The sequence below is a fragment of the Pseudoalteromonas sp. AOP7-A1-14 genome, assembly GCF_052376275.1.
In the GTDB taxonomy this organism is placed as follows: domain Bacteria; phylum Pseudomonadota; class Gammaproteobacteria; order Enterobacterales; family Alteromonadaceae; genus Pseudoalteromonas.
Genome location: NZ_JBQSVO010000086.1, coordinates 1 through 17,060, shown reverse-complemented (window position 1 = coordinate 17,060; position 17,060 = coordinate 1). Strand labels below are relative to the sequence as shown.

18 protein-coding genes and 2 tRNA genes are annotated in these 17,060 nt (G+C 39.6%); 14 read left to right on the top strand and 6 right to left on the bottom strand.

Translation table 11 applies throughout. The features are described 5' to 3' along the window. Window positions 1-56: 56 nt before the first annotated feature. From hrpA to ACT3RM_RS13030, 3 genes are all read left to right on the top strand, one after another. Window positions 57-3,950 (top strand): ATP-dependent RNA helicase HrpA, encoded by a 3,894-nt coding sequence (gene hrpA / locus ACT3RM_RS13040; protein WP_441834452.1) that lies wholly within the window; start codon window positions 57-59, stop codon window positions 3,948-3,950. 123 nt (window positions 3,951-4,073) lie between these two features. Further along, the gene (locus ACT3RM_RS13035) at window positions 4,074-4,460 is read left to right on the top strand and encodes a response regulator (RefSeq protein ID WP_441834451.1); all 387 of its coding nucleotides are present in this window, start codon (window positions 4,074-4,076) and stop codon (window positions 4,458-4,460) included. Window positions 4,461-4,497: 37 nt separating this feature from the next. Further along, window positions 4,498-4,794: a PilZ domain-containing protein gene (locus ACT3RM_RS13030; protein WP_441834450.1), complete on the top strand. Its 297-nt coding sequence runs from the start codon at window positions 4,498-4,500 to the stop codon at window positions 4,792-4,794. 13 nt (window positions 4,795-4,807) lie between these two features. On the opposite strand, the gene ACT3RM_RS13025 is transcribed toward ACT3RM_RS13030, so the two are convergent. Then, on the bottom strand, window positions 4,808-5,998 hold the full coding sequence (locus ACT3RM_RS13025; protein WP_441834449.1) for a class I SAM-dependent methyltransferase: 1,191 nt from the start codon (window positions 5,996-5,998) through the stop codon (window positions 4,808-4,810). Between the two features lie 139 nt (window positions 5,999-6,137). Here ACT3RM_RS13025 and ACT3RM_RS13020 point away from each other — a divergent pair, with 139 nt between their 5' ends. From ACT3RM_RS13020 to ACT3RM_RS13010, 3 genes are all read left to right on the top strand, one after another. Beyond that, on the top strand, window positions 6,138-6,806 hold the full coding sequence (locus ACT3RM_RS13020) for an HD domain-containing protein (protein ID WP_441834448.1): 669 nt from the start codon (window positions 6,138-6,140) through the stop codon (window positions 6,804-6,806). 6 nt (window positions 6,807-6,812) lie between these two features. Continuing rightward, on the top strand, window positions 6,813-7,223 hold the full coding sequence (locus ACT3RM_RS13015) for a VOC family protein (protein ID WP_441834447.1): 411 nt from the start codon (window positions 6,813-6,815) through the stop codon (window positions 7,221-7,223). A gap of 175 nt (window positions 7,224-7,398) precedes the next feature. Next, window positions 7,399-8,067 carry a M48 family metallopeptidase gene (locus ACT3RM_RS13010; RefSeq protein WP_441992754.1) on the top strand — a complete coding sequence of 223 codons (669 nt, stop codon included), beginning with the start codon at window positions 7,399-7,401 and terminating at the stop codon, window positions 8,065-8,067. A gap of 122 nt (window positions 8,068-8,189) precedes the next feature. On the opposite strand, the gene ACT3RM_RS13005 is transcribed toward ACT3RM_RS13010, so the two are convergent. Continuing rightward, window positions 8,190-8,274: transfer RNA gene (locus ACT3RM_RS13005), tRNA-Tyr, on the bottom strand. Between the two features lie 47 nt (window positions 8,275-8,321). Then, window positions 8,322-8,406, bottom strand: a tRNA-Tyr gene (locus tag ACT3RM_RS13000). A 214-nt stretch (window positions 8,407-8,620) separates the two neighbouring features. Here ACT3RM_RS13000 and ACT3RM_RS12995 point away from each other — a divergent pair. The 3 genes from ACT3RM_RS12995 to ACT3RM_RS12985 all read left to right on the top strand — a co-directional run bounded on the left by ACT3RM_RS12995 (window position 8,621) and on the right by ACT3RM_RS12985 (window position 9,484). Next, window positions 8,621-8,680: a hypothetical protein gene (locus tag ACT3RM_RS12995; protein ID WP_441836523.1), complete on the top strand. Its 60-nt coding sequence runs from the start codon at window positions 8,621-8,623 to the stop codon at window positions 8,678-8,680. Window positions 8,681-8,762: 82 nt separating this feature from the next. Further along, on the top strand, window positions 8,763-9,035 hold the full coding sequence (locus ACT3RM_RS12990) for a VC2046/SO_2500 family protein (protein WP_441993265.1): 273 nt from the start codon (window positions 8,763-8,765) through the stop codon (window positions 9,033-9,035). Between the two features lie 137 nt (window positions 9,036-9,172). Then, complete coding sequence (locus ACT3RM_RS12985) at window positions 9,173-9,484, top strand: DUF6172 family protein (RefSeq protein WP_441836519.1); 312 nt, start codon at window positions 9,173-9,175, stop codon at window positions 9,482-9,484. A 114-nt stretch (window positions 9,485-9,598) separates the two neighbouring features. Here the strand turns inward: ACT3RM_RS12985 and queC are convergent, their stop codons facing one another. Then, on the bottom strand, window positions 9,599-10,255 hold the full coding sequence (queC, locus tag ACT3RM_RS12980) for a 7-cyano-7-deazaguanine synthase QueC (protein WP_441836520.1): 657 nt from the start codon (window positions 10,253-10,255) through the stop codon (window positions 9,599-9,601). A gap of 149 nt (window positions 10,256-10,404) precedes the next feature. Between queC and queE the strand changes: the two genes are divergently transcribed. Continuing rightward, window positions 10,405-11,070, top strand: a complete 666-nt coding sequence (queE, locus tag ACT3RM_RS12975; protein ID WP_441836521.1) for a 7-carboxy-7-deazaguanine synthase QueE — start codon at window positions 10,405-10,407, stop codon at window positions 11,068-11,070. A gap of 167 nt (window positions 11,071-11,237) precedes the next feature. Here queE and ACT3RM_RS12970 read toward each other — a convergent pair whose 3' ends face one another. After that, on the bottom strand, window positions 11,238-12,407 hold the full coding sequence (locus ACT3RM_RS12970) for a polysaccharide lyase family 7 protein (protein WP_441836522.1): 1,170 nt from the start codon (window positions 12,405-12,407) through the stop codon (window positions 11,238-11,240). Between the two features lie 1,351 nt (window positions 12,408-13,758). Here ACT3RM_RS12970 and ACT3RM_RS12965 point away from each other — a divergent pair. The 4 genes from ACT3RM_RS12965 to ACT3RM_RS12950 all read left to right on the top strand — a co-directional run bounded on the left by ACT3RM_RS12965 (window position 13,759) and on the right by ACT3RM_RS12950 (window position 16,554). Further along, window positions 13,759-14,283 carry a ZrgA family zinc uptake protein gene (locus ACT3RM_RS12965; protein ID WP_441993266.1) on the top strand — a complete coding sequence of 175 codons (525 nt, stop codon included), beginning with the start codon at window positions 13,759-13,761 and terminating at the stop codon, window positions 14,281-14,283. A 115-nt stretch (window positions 14,284-14,398) separates the two neighbouring features. Next, window positions 14,399-14,647, top strand: coding sequence for a hypothetical protein (locus ACT3RM_RS12960; RefSeq protein WP_441995893.1), 249 nt, complete (start codon window positions 14,399-14,401; stop codon window positions 14,645-14,647). Between the two features lie 40 nt (window positions 14,648-14,687). Beyond that, on the top strand, window positions 14,688-16,328 hold the full coding sequence (locus ACT3RM_RS12955) for an HAD family acid phosphatase (RefSeq protein WP_441836634.1): 1,641 nt from the start codon (window positions 14,688-14,690) through the stop codon (window positions 16,326-16,328). Window positions 16,329-16,365: 37 nt separating this feature from the next. Continuing rightward, window positions 16,366-16,554 carry an SEC-C metal-binding domain-containing protein gene (locus tag ACT3RM_RS12950; RefSeq protein WP_441836635.1) on the top strand — a complete coding sequence of 63 codons (189 nt, stop codon included), beginning with the start codon at window positions 16,366-16,368 and terminating at the stop codon, window positions 16,552-16,554. A gap of 117 nt (window positions 16,555-16,671) precedes the next feature. Here ACT3RM_RS12950 and ACT3RM_RS12945 read toward each other — a convergent pair. Continuing rightward, window positions 16,672-17,060, bottom strand: a 389-nt coding sequence (locus ACT3RM_RS12945) for a DUF3299 domain-containing protein (protein WP_444511388.1), incomplete at its 5' end; no start/stop codon positions are given.

Below are 17,060 nucleotides of genomic sequence, written 5' to 3'. Positions count from 1 at the left end.
GTATCTGAATTTTGCTACAATTCCCCGTCGTTTATTCAACTTGTTAAGGTAGTCGGGTGGTTAACCTAAGTCCGTTATTTGCAGAGCTCTCCTCTTGCTTACGTAAAGATCAATTTATCTTCAAAAAGCGCCTGCATGGGGTTAAAAAAGTCACCGATGAAACTAAGCAAGCTGCGGTGGCTGAAAAAATTGCTGCTGAAATAACAAAAAGCCAACAATTACGCTCAGAGCGCTTGGCAAAACTCCCTAAAGTGACTTACCCAGAGCAGCTTCCAGTTAGCCAGAAAAAAGATGATATAAAAAAAGCGATTAGCGAAAACCAAGTGGTGATTATTGCTGGTGAAACTGGGTCTGGAAAAACCACGCAAATTCCTAAAATGTGTTTGGAGCTTGGCCGTGGAGTTGATGGTTACATAGGGCATACACAGCCTAGGCGTTTAGCAGCCCGTAGCGTTGCCGATCGCATTGCCCATGAAATGCAATGTGAGCTTGGTCAACAAGTCGGTTTTAAAATTCGCTTTAGCGATAAAGTATCGACCAACAGTTATATTAAACTGATGACTGACGGCATTTTACTTGCTGAAATTCAGCAAGACCGTTTTTTAAATCAATACGATACAATCATAATAGATGAAGCTCACGAACGTAGTTTAAATATTGATTTTATTTTAGGTTATTTAAAAAACTTACTACCTAAACGCCCCGATTTAAAAATCATTATTACCTCTGCAACGATTGACCCAGAACGGTTTTCAAAACACTTTAATGATGCGCCTATCATCGAAGTGTCAGGGCGTACTTTCCCGGTCGATGTGCGTTATCGTCCGTTAATTGAAATAGATAAAAACGATATGGAAGCTGAGGGCGACCAACTGCAAGGTATTTTTGATGCCGTGGATGAGTTGTGCCAAGAAGGCCCCGGCGATATTCTAATTTTTATGAACGGTGAACGTGAAATACGCGACACTGCAGATGCGCTGACGAAACGCAATATTAAAGGCACTGATATATTGCCGTTATATTCCCGCCTTTCAAACAGTGAACAAAATCGCATTTTTGCACCGCATAGTCGCCGGCATATAATTTTATCAACCAATGTCGCTGAAACCTCACTAACCGTGCCGGGGATCCGCTATGTTATCGATCCAGGCACTGCCCGTATTAGCCGTTACAGTTACCGTACAAAGGTACAGCGTTTACCTATTGAGGCAATATCGCAAGCTAGTGCAAATCAGCGTAAAGGGCGTTGTGGACGTGTAGAGGCAGGTATTTGTATTCGTTTATACGCTGAGGACGACTTTAATTCGCGACCGGAGTTTACTGACCCAGAAATACTGCGTACAAATTTAGCCTCGGTTATTCTGCATATGTTGGGTTTAGGGCTTGGAGATATGGAACAATTTCCATTTGTGCAACCCCCGGATAGTCGTAATATCAATGATGGCTTAACTTTACTAGAAGAGCTGGAGGCCGTTAAACCGGCTAAGCGCCATACAGCAAGACAACTTACTAAATCTGGGCGTAATTTAAGCCGTTTACCAGTTGATCCTCGCCTTGCAAAAATGGTGATGACAGCTCATAAGTTAGGCGCACTGCGTGAAGTGATAGTTATTGTTGCCGCATTATCGATTCAAGACCCCCGTGAACGCCCACAAGAAAAACGCGCACAAAGTAATGAAAAACACGGTCGTTTTGACGATGAAAGCTCTGATTTTATCGCCTTCTTGAATCTGTGGAATTACCTTGAAGAGCAGCAAAGTGAACTCAGTAATAGCCAGTTTAGAAAACTTTGCCAAAAAGACTTTTTAGCGTACATGCGTATTCGTGAATGGCAAGATATTGTCTATCAGTTAAGTACGGTGTGCGCCGAAATGGATATGAAAGCCACCACCAATGTGGCAGACAGTGAACGTATTCATCAAGCATTACTGAGCGGAATGTTAAGCCACTTAGGCTTTAAAGATGAAAAGCAAATTTATAAAGGCGCGCGTAACAGCCAGTTTCATATTTTTCCGGGCTCCGTATTATTTAAGAAGAGCCCCAAGTGGATAATGTCAGCAGAGCTAGTTGAAACCAGTAAACTATACGCGCGCATTAATGCCAAAATTAATCTCGACTGGGTTGAGCCACTTGCCCAGCACTTAGTTAAGCGCAGCTACAGTGAACCTCATTGGGAGAAAAAGCTGGGCTCTGTCATCGCTTTTGAGCAACAGACCTTATATGGTTTGATTATTGTGCCAAAAAGGCGCTGTGTTTATAGCAATATTGACCCTAAAGTGAGCCGTGAACTATTCATTAGAAGTGCTTTAGTTGAACAAGAGTTGGGTCAAAGTGAGGGGTTTTTACAGCATAATCGCGAGGTAATTGAAGATATCCAGGTGCTTGAAAATAAATCTAGACGCCGTGATATATTGGTTGATGAACATACCTTAGCAACGTTTTACGAGCAAAAAATACCGAATGATATAAACAATCGGGCTGCTTTTACTAAATGGTATAAAGAGCAAAAGCGTAAAGACAAATACTTCTTGCACATGAGCCGCGATGATTTAATGCAGCACGGCGCTGACAGTGTTACCGAGTTTGATTACCCTGATGTATGGCAGCAAGGAAATTTAATGCTGCCACTAAGTTATCACTTTGATCCCGGTCAAGCTGTAGATGGTGTTGCTGTACAAATTCCGGTGGCATTATTAAACCAAATAGAAGACAGTGGTTTTGATTGGCATATTCCAGCATTGCGCCATGAGTTAATTTGTGCACTTATTCGTGCATTACCTAAATCACAAAGACGTAACTTTGTGCCAGCGCCAAACTATGCAGATGCAGTATTAGCAGCCATAGAACCCATGCAGGGTAGTTTACTTGATGCATTAAGTACGCGCTTGCTACGTATGACAGGCGTAAAAGTAGAACCTGAAGCATGGGATTTATCAAATCTTGCAACTCACCTGCGGTTTCAATTTGAAGTACGTGATGATAAAGATAAACTACTTGCACGGGGTATGGATTTAACTAAATTAAAATCTCAGTTACAGGGAAAAGTGACTGATACTTTGTCTAAAGTCGCTGATAAGGGAATTGAAAAGTCTGACTTAACTCAGTGGGATTTTGGTAAGTTACCGCGCTCATACGTAAAAAAACAAGGGCAGTACGAAATAAAAGCTTATCCGGCACTGGTTGATAAAAAATCAGCCGCCGCTATTGAGCTTTTTGATAATGAAGTAAAAGCACAGGCCGCACACCAACAAGGTTTACGCCGACTGGTATTATTAAATGTGCCATCGCCGATTAGGTATTTACAGCAAAACCTGCCCAATAAAGCCAAACTTGGCTTATACTTTAATCCATTTGGTAAAGTAGCTGATCTAATAGACGACTGCATTGCCGCAGGCGTTGATAGCTTATTAGTTAAATTTGGTGATGTGAGAACCCGTGACGAGTTTGAAGGCGTTAAAGAACAAATTCGTGGTGAGCTTGGAGATACGGTTGTCACGATTGCTACACACGTTGAGCAAGTACTAAGTATTGCGCATACATTACATAAAAAAATGAAAGGGCGGGTAGATTTAAGCATGATAACTGCTCATGGTGATATAAAATCACAACTTGAGTCACTTATATTTAAAGGCTTTGTGAGTAGTCATGGCGCGAATAAGTTAAACGACTTAATTCGTTATTTAAAAGCGGTTCAAAGGCGCCTTGAAAAACTCCCTGTTGATCCTAATCGTGATAGGTTATGCGTACTTGAGTTAGATAAGGTAGCTGCGGCTTATCAAATGCTTGTGAAAAAAACTCCAAGCGGCATGCCACTCCCACCAGAATTACAGGAAATAGCCTGGATGCAGCAAGAGCTAAGAGTCTCACTCTTTGCGCAAACACTCGGTACACCGTATCCTATTTCAGCTAAGCGCGTGCTTAATGCAATAAAAGAGTACGATGTAAAATAGGCTATTGCCCCTGCATGTTATTTTGTTATATTGGCTAAGTATTAATGCTTAGTATCGTTACTTGGAGTGCATTTTAGGTGGTTTGTAAACTATCATGGAATTTGAGAAGGAACAGCCATATTTATGTCTTCATTCTTATGTAAAGTCCCGCGTTTGCTTGTGGTGGATGATGAATATTTTAATTATGAAATGCTTGAAATAGCATTATCAAAAGACTTTGAGCTAGGTTATGCCAACTCAGGCCAAAACTGTTTGTCATCGGCAATTGCTGAGCCTCCTGATGTCATTTTACTGGATGTTTGTATGCCAGGGCTTGATGGTTATGATATTTGTCGGCTACTAAAAAACACCCCAGAAACTCGCAATATTCCTGTAGTGATGCTGTCAGGGCTTGAATCAGACCAAGAAAAACAAGCGGGCTTTGATGCTGGGTGTGACGCCTACGTAGTAAAACCATTTTCTATAAATGTGCTATTTGAGAAAATTAATACACTTGTTAAGGGCTGTTGATCTTTTGGGATTAAAATTCGTTCTTAGGAGTTAAACTATGTCTAGCGAAGGCAAACACAGCCTCAGACGCATGCAGATTAATGCAGAAGCAAAATTACAAACCCTTGAGCCATTTGCGGGGAATCATTATCAAGCCACGTGTGTAGATTTAAGTGCAACGGGGTTATCGTTACACTTAAATGAGTTATTAGAACTGGGTACACTAGTAAAAGTAAATATTGATTCAGCAAGTGATATTATCGCGCCTTTAGAAACCACGGCAAAGGTTATTCGTGCCAGTAAAGAAAGTGATGGCACGGTGACCGCAGAGCTTGAGATTATTCAGTTTAACTAAACCGATAAACGCATTAGTAAACTTTACAAATTAAGCCTTTTAAGTAAAACCCTTCAGGATAACTACCTGCTATAGGGTGGTCGGCGGCTTGATTTAAGCGTTCCATAATAAGTAAATCTTTACCGGCATCAAGCGCGGCATCAGCCACCACTTTTTGAAACAAGTTTTGCTCCATTAATCCTGAGCATGAGAAAGTCAGTAATGTGCCACCGGGTTTTAAAATCTGCATGGCAATCATGTTGATATCTTTATAACCACGACATGCACCAGTGAGCTGCGCTTTATTATCAGCAAACTTTGGCGGGTCCATTACAATGGTGTCAAATAACACACCATCTTCGCGATATTGGCGCAGCAGTTTAAATACATCCTGCTTCACAAAATCGACTTTATTTAAATCAAGGTTATTGTGCTCTACATTACGTTTAGCGGTATCGAGTGCGGGTTGTGATACATCAACATTCGTTACATGCTCACAGCCACCACGCAGTGCGTACAACGAAAAAGTGCCGGTGTAGCTAAAGCAATTAAGTACTTTTTTATCTTTTGAAAAACGTTCAAGGGCAGCACGGCTATCGCGTTGATCAAGATAAAAACCAGTTTTATGCCCGTCGATAATATCAACTTCCACTTTTAAGCCGTTTTCTTCAATCAAAATTGGCTGCTCTGGTTTTTTACCCCATAGCACACCCGTGGTCGGCTCAAGACCTTCTTTATTGCGCACCTCTACATCCGAACGTTCATAGACATCACAGCCTGGGAATATGGTTATTAGTGCTGCGACTATTTCACCTTTATGGCGTTCAGCGCCGGCGCTGAGCAACTGACAGACTAATACGTTATCAAATTTATCAATAGTTATACCGGGTAAAAAGTCTGACTCGGCGGCGCATAAACGAAAACCTGTTAATCCGCCTTCACTAATCACTTGCTCGCGCGAAGAAAATGCACGACGTAAACGGCGTTCAAAAAAGTGCTGATCAATGACTTCTTTTTCATCAAAGCTCCAAATCCTGGCGCGAATTTGTGAATGTGGGCTGTAAGCGGCTGTTGCTAAAAATTTACCGTCATTGTCATGAATTGTAACTGTGTCACCTAATCCTGGTTTACCTTTTATTTTTTTTATGGCTTTAGAAAATAGCCACGGGTGCTTTCTTTTTAATGATTTTTCGCGTCCGGTTTGCAGATAAAGGGCAGATGACATAAGAACTTCTCAGGCTGATATAAAGAGCGAGTTATTTTAGAGAAGCCACGGCAAACATACAATGAATGTTTTGTACAAAGGTCTTATACACGTTAAAATAAGCAGACTTTCAACTAGTTAATTGGTCGTTTATTAAGTTATGGCGCATTTAGCCCCGCAAACTGAGTTACCCCCGCAACTTGTACAATTAGAGCAGGCGTGTCGAGAGTTTATTTTGTCATTAGTGCATGCTGATGTTGCCCACGATATTACCCATATAGAGCGTGTCGTACGCGTTGCAAAACAGCTTTGCATCGCAGAGCAGGCGCAAATGGAAGTGGTACTGCCAGCAGCATGGCTACATGATTGTGTGGCGGTTGCAAAAAATCACCCTGATCGAGCAAAAGCTTCAACTATGGCCGGAGATAAAGCGATTAGTTTTTTAACTGAGCTTGGTTATGACAGTCAATATTTTTCAGCTATTCATCATGCCATAGCTGCACATAGCTTCAGTGCAAATATAGCGGTACAAAGTGTCGAAGCGCAGATAGTGCAAGACGCCGATCGTATGGATGCACTGGGGGCAATTGGCGTCAGTCGTTGTATGAAAGTAGGAGGCTCGATTGGTCGTCACTTATACAACGCAGAGGACCCTTTTTGTAATCAACGTACTCCTAATGACCACTTGTATACACTTGATCACTTTTATATTAAGTTGATGCATATTGCCAATAGCATGAATACGCCTTCAGCCGAAGCAGAAGCGGCGCGCCGCACGACCTACATGCATGAATTTCTAGAACAACTGAAGTCTGAGATTGGACAGTAGTACATAATGACTATACCTACGTTGTCTGGAGTCGACCACTGTCATTTAAATGTTGATGATATAACGAAAGCGCTCATTTGGTATGAGCAAGTACTGGGTTTTACAGTTGTGCCAGAACTTGAGTTTTGGCATGAAGATAAAGGTCCATTGACGCTAGAAGACGCTGCAAGCACAATCCGTTTAGCACTATTTGAAGGAAATGGCAGCAGTAAAAGTATTGCATTTGCGGCCACTGGAGAGCAGTTTTTAGCGTGGCTGAAGCATTTTAAAAACCATGAAATTAAAACCATTGTGGCCGACCATCAGGTTACTTTTTCACTGTACTTTAAAGATCCAAGTAGTAATAGTCATGAGATCACAAGCCATGACTATGCGTTTATCAAGGGTACAATTGATCCTTCATTCTTGGTTGGCTGAGTGCACTTTTTATACTTTATTAAAATCTAATAAGGTAACTGGCGACATGGCAAAGTTAAGAAATCTCTGAGTTATTTTACTGATTTAGTTAATTATAGATATATTAGGTATATCATTTGTTTGTTCATCTGGATTAAAGAGCAAAAACTTGTTTGAGTATAATCTAAAGCGAAGTATGCGACGTAAAACGGTTGCAATAAAAGTACATCAAGAGCAACTGACTGTGTATGCGCCGCATTTTGTAAAAGAAGCTGATATAAAGAAGTGGTTGAACTCGCAAGCTCAGTGGATCACCAAGCAATTAAATAAGCAACAATCACAAGTTGATACTCGTCAATACCCACTTAAAACTCATCAAGTAAAACTGTTCAGTGAGCCTTTAACCGTTATTTTTGAGCAAGGGAAGTTAACTCAGTGGCATTTTAGTTCTGAGTTTCAAATGGTTACTTTAACAATTTCAGGGCGTGTGAAAAAGCACCATAATGCTTATCAAAATTTGCTTGAGGCATTTTTACATAAACAGCTCGAAAGTTATGTTGAAATGCGTGTTGGTCATTATTGCCAGTTGATGGACGAATCACTCCCTGAACAAATAACCATCCGCCAATATAAAAGACGCTGGGGCAGTTGTAATAGTCGTCGTGAACTCACTTTTAATATTATGCTAGCTGCAGCGCCGCAGTGGGTAATTGATTATGTAATTGTTCATGAGTTGGCGCACCTTCGATTTTTAAATCACAGTAGTCACTTTTGGCAGTATGTTAACAATTATTACCCGGACTATAATAAAGCCACCAAATGGTTAAAACAGCATGGCATGAGCTTGCAGTGGGTGTTTGAGTAAGTTAGTGAAGTTAAAGTTATAAGTTAGCTAAGATTAAGCTGTAACATAAAGCAAAGGTACAAAAGTAAAATTAAAATTTAGTAGGGGAAAAGTTTTAAAGAATAATAAAGCAGGAAGAAAAGTGGTGGAGGGAGCTGGATTCGAACCAACGAAGGCTGAGCCGTCAGATTTACAATCTGATCCCTTTGGCCGCTCGGGAACCCCTCCACACTAATTTGTTGCATCTACATCCACTTAACTGAGCGATAGAAAAGTGGTGGAGGGAGCTGGATTCGAACCAACGAAGGCTGAGCCGTCAGATTTACAATCTGATCCCTTTGGCCGCTCGGGAACCCCTCCAATGCAACGGCGCTGATAATAGCAAACTTGATATTTAAGTAAAGAAAAAAGCTAAAGAAAAATGAAATTAAATCGATAAAAACTTATCTTGGTATTTAATAGGCTAAAGTCTATGCAAATCGATTGTTTGTTAATCACAGAGAGTCAACTTTCTTCCAGACTCAACTAGAGTGTGCAATAACAGCGTCGCGGGGAGTTTGGTTTATTATTAGCCATGCTGTCTTATGATGCGTTGGATTTTAGTCAATTTCATTTATCTAAAAACAGAACTTAACAACTCACAGCCGAATAGTGAACAGCTACGTAAATAGTTAGGCGCAGGTCCAGAGCAATTATTAGCCACTAACGAATTGGAGATGCTGGTTGGTCAACACAATGCAAAACGACTACGTGAAAGCGGGCTTGGTGATATTCGTTTGCGTCATTATCTCACGCCTGAGCTATTAGTAATTCGTGATGATAAAACCCCGGTGTCTTTAGGTATAATTGATAACTATGAGCTAGTCGTGCGTAAGCGCCATCAACAAAGCCATATTCATGGTGAAACCCCAGTAATGGATGCCGCGGCATTTTATGCTGGTTTAACAAATTCTGATTTACATCAGTCATTGCATCTTACTAGCGCATAAACTGATAATATTTTATTGCTTAAACTTTAAAAAAAGCCCCCATTCTTTGTGAGCAATTGCTATAATGTCGCAAATGGCATTGCGCAATATAATTTATGTGATGGCATTATTATTAAATTAAGGTAATTAGGAACGTAATGAAAAAAACATTCACGCTGAATCACGAGAAAATCAAATATCCTCGTATGGTTGATGCCGCTAAACACGAAGTTAAAAAGTATCTGAAGAGAGAGCGTAATAAAACTTTACCGGATGAAGCTAATTATTGGGCGTTTGATTGCAAATTTGGTAATACGGCCGAAACAGCGCAAGTAGTTCATGTTGCCGAAATCACAAAGCACATTAGCGAAATTGAAAGGCAAGAATTAACATCGTTTTATGTTGAAATACTTGCTCGCCCAGCACAACGTCAAGAAGTTGACTTTGATGAGGAAGATGGCGGCGAATAATATGCATTGCTTTACTTAGTGCTTTACGTAACACTAAAACTGAAAAAGCATTAAAAAACGCGGCCACAGTGCCGCGTTTTTTGTTTCTAGAGTATTTTACTTATGCTTGGCGCATTACTCATACTGTAAAGGGTCCACGGTATTATTAAGCTCAAAGGCTTCTAGCCGTTCTTGGCAGGCACCACATTTACCGCAGGCTTTATCGCGACCATTATAACAAGTCCATGTTTGGCTGTAGTCTAAGCCCATTTTTATACCATCAGTGAGAATATCAATTTTGCTATTATTTAAGTACGGGCTAAAAATCTCAACAGCATCGTAATTAGCAATACGGCAAACATCATCCATCTTTTCTACAAACTCAGGTCGGCAATCAGGGTAAATAGCATGATCCCCAGAATGAGCGCCATAGTAGACTTTACTTGCTTTAAGCGACACCGCATAACCCACAGCAAGTGAAAGCAAAATCATATTACGATTAGGCACTATGGTGCTTTTCATATTTTCGGCCTCGTAATGACCTTCGGGTACATCAATATCATCGGTCAGTGATGAGCCACCAATTAATTGATTAATTGCCGAGATATCGACAATTTTATGTGCAACACCAAGTTTTTTACATACATCAGCCGCGACTTTTAATTCTTTTACATGACGTTGCCCATAGTCAAACGACAATGCATAGACTTCGCAGCCTTGCTGTAAGGCTTTATTTAATACGGTAAATGAGTCCATACCGCCGGAATAAATCACAACTACTTTTTGCGTCATAACTGCTTTACTCTTAGTTTTGATAGAGGTTTATATCAGGGCGCGATATACTACATGGCTTCAGCCTAAATAACAATTTATGCTCGGCACAAATGCTGTTATTTAGCCGTAAATACAACCTGTCAGTGATGTAGTAAGTAGGATTTCTTTTGTACAAAATTAATGAAGTATTTGAAACCATTCAAGGCGAAGCTAGTTTTACTGGCACGCCCTCTATATTTTTGCGTTTGCAAGGTTGCCCTGTTGGGTGTTCATGGTGCGACACAAAACAAACCTGGGCGGTAGATGATGTATATAAAGTGTCTCTTGGTGAAGCGGTAGAAAAAAAATCCGATTCAGATCATTGGGCAACGGCTACTGCTGAACAAATACTGACGCTTTTTCAAACCAGAGGGTATCAAGCCAAGCATGTTGTGATCACTGGTGGCGAGCCATGTATGTACGACTTAAACCCAGTATGTGAGTTACTGCATACTAACGGATTTAGTACGCAAATAGAAACTAGCGGCACTTTTGAAATATTAACACCAGCACAAACATGGGTCACTGTATCACCAAAGATCAATATGCGCGGCGGCTATAAAGTACTGACTAGCGCCATGCAGCGCGCAGATGAAATTAAGCATCCCGTTGCTATGCAAAAACACGTAGAAGAACTAGAAGCGCTATTTAGTGAAACAAACGTATCACCAAAACTTGTGTATCTTCAGCCTATAAGTCAAAAAGTATCAGCAACCAAACTTGCCATCGACACTTGCATCGAAAAAAACTGGCGCTTGTCAGTGCAAGTACATAAGTATTTAGGAATAAGTTAAATAAGCTATAAGTGGTAAGTCGTTAATTTATAATTAGGTTATGTTGGGTGCTAGAGACTAACGTAAAAAGAGGCCGCTAATAATATGATAGCTTTGTATGGCATTGGGTGTCTTAGCTTATAAGGCCACCTTGATTTTAAAATCAAGGTGGCCTTATAAATGATTAACTAGTTAGTTACTCGAGTGTAGCTAACATTGGTCATGGTTACTTTAGATGTAGTAATACCTAAATCTTCAAAACATTCTTTGAATGAATTAGAGTTACCCGACTCACCGCAATCATCTAATGTAGATGTATCTTGAGATTGTAGGTAGTTACCAAACTTGAAGTAAGATTCTGAATCATCTTCTACCGGAATACCAAAAGTGGTACCTAAGGCCGTTACATCCACATCACCATAATTATTTACAACTCTTAGATTAAATGAGCCACCACTGGTAATGGTTCCAAGCGCAAACTTTTCTTCATTACCGCTAGTGTTTCGCAAGCGCACATAGACGTCAAAAATACCGTTACCCGCAGTACTATCATCAAAACCCGACTCAGATGAATCAGATACATATACTTTCATGATAGTCCCTGTATCACTTGCATGGTGTTGGGCAACAATTGTTTTCCCACCGTCAGACATGTCAACTTTAACGTTAGCTTCAAATTCTTCATAAGTGTCAGTCATCGCAACACGTAAGCTAGATTTAACTTTATACTCATGACGCCAACCATTGCCATTTGGAGTAATATGCTGAGCTTCCAAAGGTACAAATTCCAAGGTACTGTCATTAACCACTGGGTTAGGATTATCACCTTCAAGATCAAAAATACTACCACTGGTAATACTGCTTGGAATACCTGTTCCATTTTCATCATCATCACCACCAGCTGAACCACCGCCGCTGTCTGACTCTATAAGAGAAAAGTTATCAAAGCGAACATCACTTGAGCTATTGTTGTGCTTTGCAAAAACTTGCAATGAGTCTGTATTCGCAGAAGTAAATGTTTTAGATACTTTAGTCCATGATGGAACATCAAACTTTTTACTTTTGAACAAGCCATTAAGATCATTTACGCCAATTTCACCTTTGCCTAAGACGTATGCGCTCAATGTATATTCAGTACTTTGGTTTATATCTACATCTTGATGAACACGACCGGGACTGCCTTGAATTTTTAATGAGTGAGACCCGTCGTAGGCGTTTTCTGAGATAGCAGCAGGATCGACTTCATTCCAGCTGTTCCAGCCATCTTCAAAGCCTGAGTTATCAATAGTTGCAGCTTGTACGAAACTAGAGCATGCCGCCATAGTTGATAAAAGAAATAGAGATTTATGGTTAATCATTATCTTCATTTCTCCGAACTTGCATATGAAAACAATCTTACTACTTAGTTTAGTGAAAAATCACAAAACCTAGATCACCGCCTATAAGCAAGCTTAATTTGTGTATGAATTAATTGGTCATGTAGTTTGTATTTAATCATTACGATTGGAATTACAAACAGTCATTACCAGTTGAGTTGCCAGCTGAGAAAAACACAATGTATATTTCTTGACTTTTATTTGCAACAATTTATTTACTAGTAAGTAGGTACTAGCTTTGTTGTTTTAAATTATTTTTTATTTAATAAAAAGTTAATATAAACAACGGTTAAGGTGTTTGTTAAAGCAGTGATATATAATAGGGAAAAGAATAAAAAACATTTAAACTAATAAGTAAGTACTACTTTTAGGAAGTGTGTTAATTTAATAGAAAAAATAAAAAGAAGTTAATTGTATTTTTCATTAGTAGTAAAGGTTGTATTCAGAAAATACCCCTTCGACCTTAATTGGTCAACCAATTATGTTTGACAAACTTAAGTAAAGGGCTTAATGCGGGTAAAAACCTTGATTTTATATATTAAATAAACCGCCAATTAAAGTCCTTATTTCAGAAATGCATCTAATTGAGCTTAAAAAAGCCTCTGGGTTTCAAGCCGGGTATCAGTGCATGTCGATAATTTCTCTTTGCAAAGCGAAGTTTAAAAGGTTACTTAGCTTGCAAGGCGCAAGCTTGTTGTATGATGAGGTTATTTATACACCTTTTATAATCAAATTCGTAAGCCTACGTTAACTCATTAGTGCGAGAGTTCGTTATTTCAGACGCTATATAAATTTACTTTAAACATGCTGGATACAGCCCTTTATAAGTGACGTAATGTATCCCCCTGTTAACACACTTACAGGCGAAGTTGGTTTCATCACCGATAACTAAATAGCAAAGGCGCACATATCAATTACTTCACTAGTTGAGCGGTTTAACTCAAACGTAACTAGCTGTGAGCTACGCTCATCGAACGTTATACTTTTCATGTAAATGGGCAAAGTTAGCAGCTGAAATATGAAGTTGGGTTTAACTTTTAGCTATTATAGCTAATACAAATTTATCGTTATTACCGGTTATTTTCCTTCAATTTCAACACTTACTACAGCGCTCCCTTTACCCTCGTTATTAACTACTTGTCCTTCGATTGCTTGCGCTAATACGCTCGCTAATAATAATGTATTTATAAGGAGCGCTGCTTAAGTTAATTTATACATCTCTGACTGCGTAATATTATCTTTTTTAATGCGGTATGTTATATTGTAACGGTTTAGGGCAGGCTGCTCCTCTTATTTTCAGCTACTTAGATAAACGTTAAATATAGGTTTGCTTATGAAAAAGTTTACTAAAGGGCTCGCATTCGCGCTTTTATTAAGTGTTGGTTTTAGTGTTTATGCTCAAAAACATGTTCATGGACAAGGTGAATTACACATTGTTCAAGAGGGGAGTTTGCTGCAAGTGCAATTTATTATACCGGCAGTCGATGCTGTAGGTTTTGAGCGCCAAGCGGCTAACTCGTCTCAAAAAAAAGCCATTAGCGTATTAGCTAAGCAACTAAAAGATAGTAGTCATACTATTGATATTAAAGGGAACTGCATTTTAAAAAGTGCTGAAAATTCGCTCTCACATAATCTCGACCTGCATGATCACGAGCAAAGTGACGAGCATAAACACGATCATCATAATATTGAGGTCAATTACCATTTTAACTGCGATACACAGATTGCTGGCTTTTCGGTAACACTATTTTCTTTAATGCCTTCGCTTAATATGCTTTACGTGCAGTGGATTAATAATACAGGACAAGGCGCAGTAGAGGTGACACGCAATAACCCCTTTATAAACTTGCCAAGTTAGCTTAAAGACGCTGAACCACTATAACCTAAATATAAACAGTTAATTTTACCCGCACTTATTATGCAAATGGAACACGTTATAGGTACGCGAGTGTAAACAGCCGTAAAACGAGAAGATGAACAAGCCTTTGTTAAAATTTAATGCTAAAAATCTGCTGTTTTATGAAGATACCGTGCCCACGTTAAAGCAGACTTTAGCGTCAAATAACGATATTGACATAAACGACTACAACTTTAAAATTGAACATCAAGAAAGCTTACACGACACTGCGCCGTTGTGTACGATCAAAAAACTCCATAGCAACGCATTAATGAAGAGCGAACATTTAACTAAAAGGCATTGTATACTTAGCGAAGAATTTTAATGAGCCGCAAGTAGAGCAACAAAAAACCAAAGGACACGAAATGAATGCGTTTAATTTATTAACTATTACCTGTATAGCTACCCTAAGTATTGGCTGTACATCAACCATAGCCCCTGAATTAACGGGAAGCTCTACAAGCGATGAAGTCGTTACTAACATACAAAGTCAAAGTGTATCGCAGCCGTTAAAGGTGGCAACATGGAACGTTGAGCACCTTGCTTTCCCAATTGATACAGGCTGTAGAATAAGAACGCCAAACGAAATAGCAGCAATGAAAGTGTATGCAAAAAACTTAAACGCAGACATTATCGCCTTGCAAGAAGTGGACTCTAAGTCGGCGTTACAGCAAATATTCTCAGAGGATGATTGGCAGCTAATAATGTCAACCAGAGCAGATAGCCCAGCTTATACATGCAGGCAAACAGGTGCTTCATCGACCCAGCAAAAAGTAGCCTTTGCTGTTAAAAAATCAGTTCCTGTATTAAATGTTACTCCTGTTGAACAACTTGCATTGGCAAGAGCAGGGCTTCGCTATGGCTTACAAATAACAGTTAATACACAGCAAGGCCCGACCGATATACTTAACGTGCATATGAAAAGCGGCTGCTTTGTAGACGACTACCTTAAAAGTGACTCCCCAGCATGTAAAACTTATGCAAAACAGGCGCCTGTACTTAATAATTGGATAGAAAAGCGCGAAAATTCAAGCACGCCTTATATTATTTTAGGTGATTTTAACCATCGTATTTCAGCGCCGTATAACCGCTTAACGCGTACCTTGCTTAATGACACTCGCTCAGCAAGCATTACTACTAGCCAGCTGCTAGGTTGTCATGAACGTTACCCAGCACCTATTGATCATATAATAGTAGGCGGTATTGATGATAAAAATATTGCTAAATCAGCTCAAGTCCATAAATATAAAAATATGGATGACAAAGCCATGTTGAGCGACCATTGTGCGGTATCGGTATCGGTATCGCTTTTTAATAGCCAAACTGCGCTGTCGCCTGCAGTTTTATGGCAGACAAAAAGTAAAGAGTACCAAGCATTAACAACCTACATGTATCAGCAAGCTCAAACCGCCGTAACTTACTTGCCTAGCAAAGCGAGTAACTGGGTCGCAGTAATGGACGTAGACGAAACCGTTCTTGATAACTCGGCTTACCAAAAACAAACCGAGCTTAGTGGAAAAGGTTACACACCAAAAACATGGCAGGCATGGGTAAAAAGCGAAAACGCTACGTTAGTCCCTGGCGCTAAATCGTTTATAGAAGCGGTATTTAAACATGGCGGTAAAGTTGCGCTAGTTACCAATCGTGATAAATCAAACGACATGCACACATGGAATAATCTTAAATCGGTTGGTTTATCTATTACCGCATCTAACACGTGTTTAATTGGGCGCTCGGACACCGATAAAACCGCTGTAGATGACAAGCGCTTTATGAACGATAAAGACTTACGTCGCCAACAGATAACGCAAGGTAGCGCCGATTGTTTTAACCTAAAAGGTGCTAAAAATAGCTGGCAAAAACCGCACGTTATTGAGTTTCAGGTGGGAGATAACATAGAAGACTTTAATGGTGTAACACAAGAAAACGCCAATATCGAGGCGTTACTACCGAGTTTAGGAAAGTCACTGTTTTTACTACCTAACTCTATGTATGGTTCGTGGTAGATGTACGATATATTATAATTTTTAGAAGGGGTTTAGTATGAACGAAAACAGTAAAGAGTTACCCGATACACCTTTTGGAGCAGAGAGTTCTAGTTGTAGTAATACAAGTTGTTGCCCACCTCCACAAAGTCCGTTAACTAGGACCACACCAAAAGTGGGGCGTAATGATCCTTGTGTTTGTGGTAATGGCCGTAAATATAAAAAGTGCTGCGGTAAAAACGCATAAACTGTCACATATTAGGTTGTATATAAATATAAGGGCTAAAACGGTGCGTTACTGTTTTGGCCTTTTTTGTAGTTAAATAAAAATATCTTCCCATCCTACATATTTATAAAACTCACTTTAATCCTCATAAGGTAAAACACGATCTAATTTAAACTGATATGCCGAAGTGCCTAATTCGTTTTCTACTGTGTTTATAGTTAACTTGCCTTCAAACCAAAATGCGTCGTAAAGGCTTTCAAGCTCAACACCTTGTTCAAAGTTAACGTAAATTATTTGATTAGGTGGCGGCGGTGGCAAGTGCAAACATGCGCCAAAATACGGCACTACAAAAAACTCCGTAATGCGTTTACCTTCTTCAGACTCAAGAGGCACAATAAAACCAGGAATACGGATGTTTGTGTTGTTATAACTTTCAATAACTCGTGCAGAGCTTAGTGCTTGATGATAGCGTTTATCTTTTTCGTTTTCAAATGGTTTAGCATCTAAACTCTCTAGAGTGCCAGGGA

What these genes read in the sequence shown, in the direction of transcription:
- queC (WP_441836520.1), bottom strand. Translation starts at nt 10,255, where the DNA reads ATGACGCAAAAAGTAGTTGTGATTTATTCCGGCGGTATGGACTCATTT.
- ACT3RM_RS13020 (WP_441834448.1), top strand. Translation starts at nt 6,138, where the DNA reads ATGGCGCATTTAGCCCCGCAAACTGAGTTACCCCCGCAACTTGTACAA.
- ACT3RM_RS13035 (WP_441834451.1), top strand. Translation starts at nt 4,074, where the DNA reads ATGTCTTCATTCTTATGTAAAGTCCCGCGTTTGCTTGTGGTGGATGAT.
- ACT3RM_RS12985 (WP_441836519.1), top strand. Translation starts at nt 9,173, where the DNA reads ATGAAAAAAACATTCACGCTGAATCACGAGAAAATCAAATATCCTCGT.
- ACT3RM_RS12955 (WP_441836634.1), top strand. Translation starts at nt 14,688, where the DNA reads ATGAATGCGTTTAATTTATTAACTATTACCTGTATAGCTACCCTAAGT.
- ACT3RM_RS13030 (WP_441834450.1), top strand. Translation starts at nt 4,498, where the DNA reads ATGTCTAGCGAAGGCAAACACAGCCTCAGACGCATGCAGATTAATGCA.
- ACT3RM_RS12990 (WP_441993265.1), top strand. Translation starts at nt 8,763, where the DNA reads ATGCTGGTTGGTCAACACAATGCAAAACGACTACGTGAAAGCGGGCTT.
- ACT3RM_RS12965 (WP_441993266.1), top strand. Translation starts at nt 13,759, where the DNA reads ATGAAAAAGTTTACTAAAGGGCTCGCATTCGCGCTTTTATTAAGTGTT.
- ACT3RM_RS12970 (WP_441836522.1), bottom strand. Translation starts at nt 12,407, where the DNA reads ATGATTAACCATAAATCTCTATTTCTTTTATCAACTATGGCGGCATGC.
- ACT3RM_RS12950 (WP_441836635.1), top strand. Translation starts at nt 16,366, where the DNA reads ATGAACGAAAACAGTAAAGAGTTACCCGATACACCTTTTGGAGCAGAG.
- ACT3RM_RS12960 (WP_441995893.1), top strand. Translation starts at nt 14,399, where the DNA reads ATGAACAAGCCTTTGTTAAAATTTAATGCTAAAAATCTGCTGTTTTAT.
- ACT3RM_RS13010 (WP_441992754.1), top strand. Translation starts at nt 7,399, where the DNA reads ATGCGACGTAAAACGGTTGCAATAAAAGTACATCAAGAGCAACTGACT.
- ACT3RM_RS13025 (WP_441834449.1), bottom strand. Translation starts at nt 5,998, where the DNA reads ATGTCATCTGCCCTTTATCTGCAAACCGGACGCGAAAAATCATTAAAA.
- ACT3RM_RS13015 (WP_441834447.1), top strand. Translation starts at nt 6,813, where the DNA reads ATGACTATACCTACGTTGTCTGGAGTCGACCACTGTCATTTAAATGTT.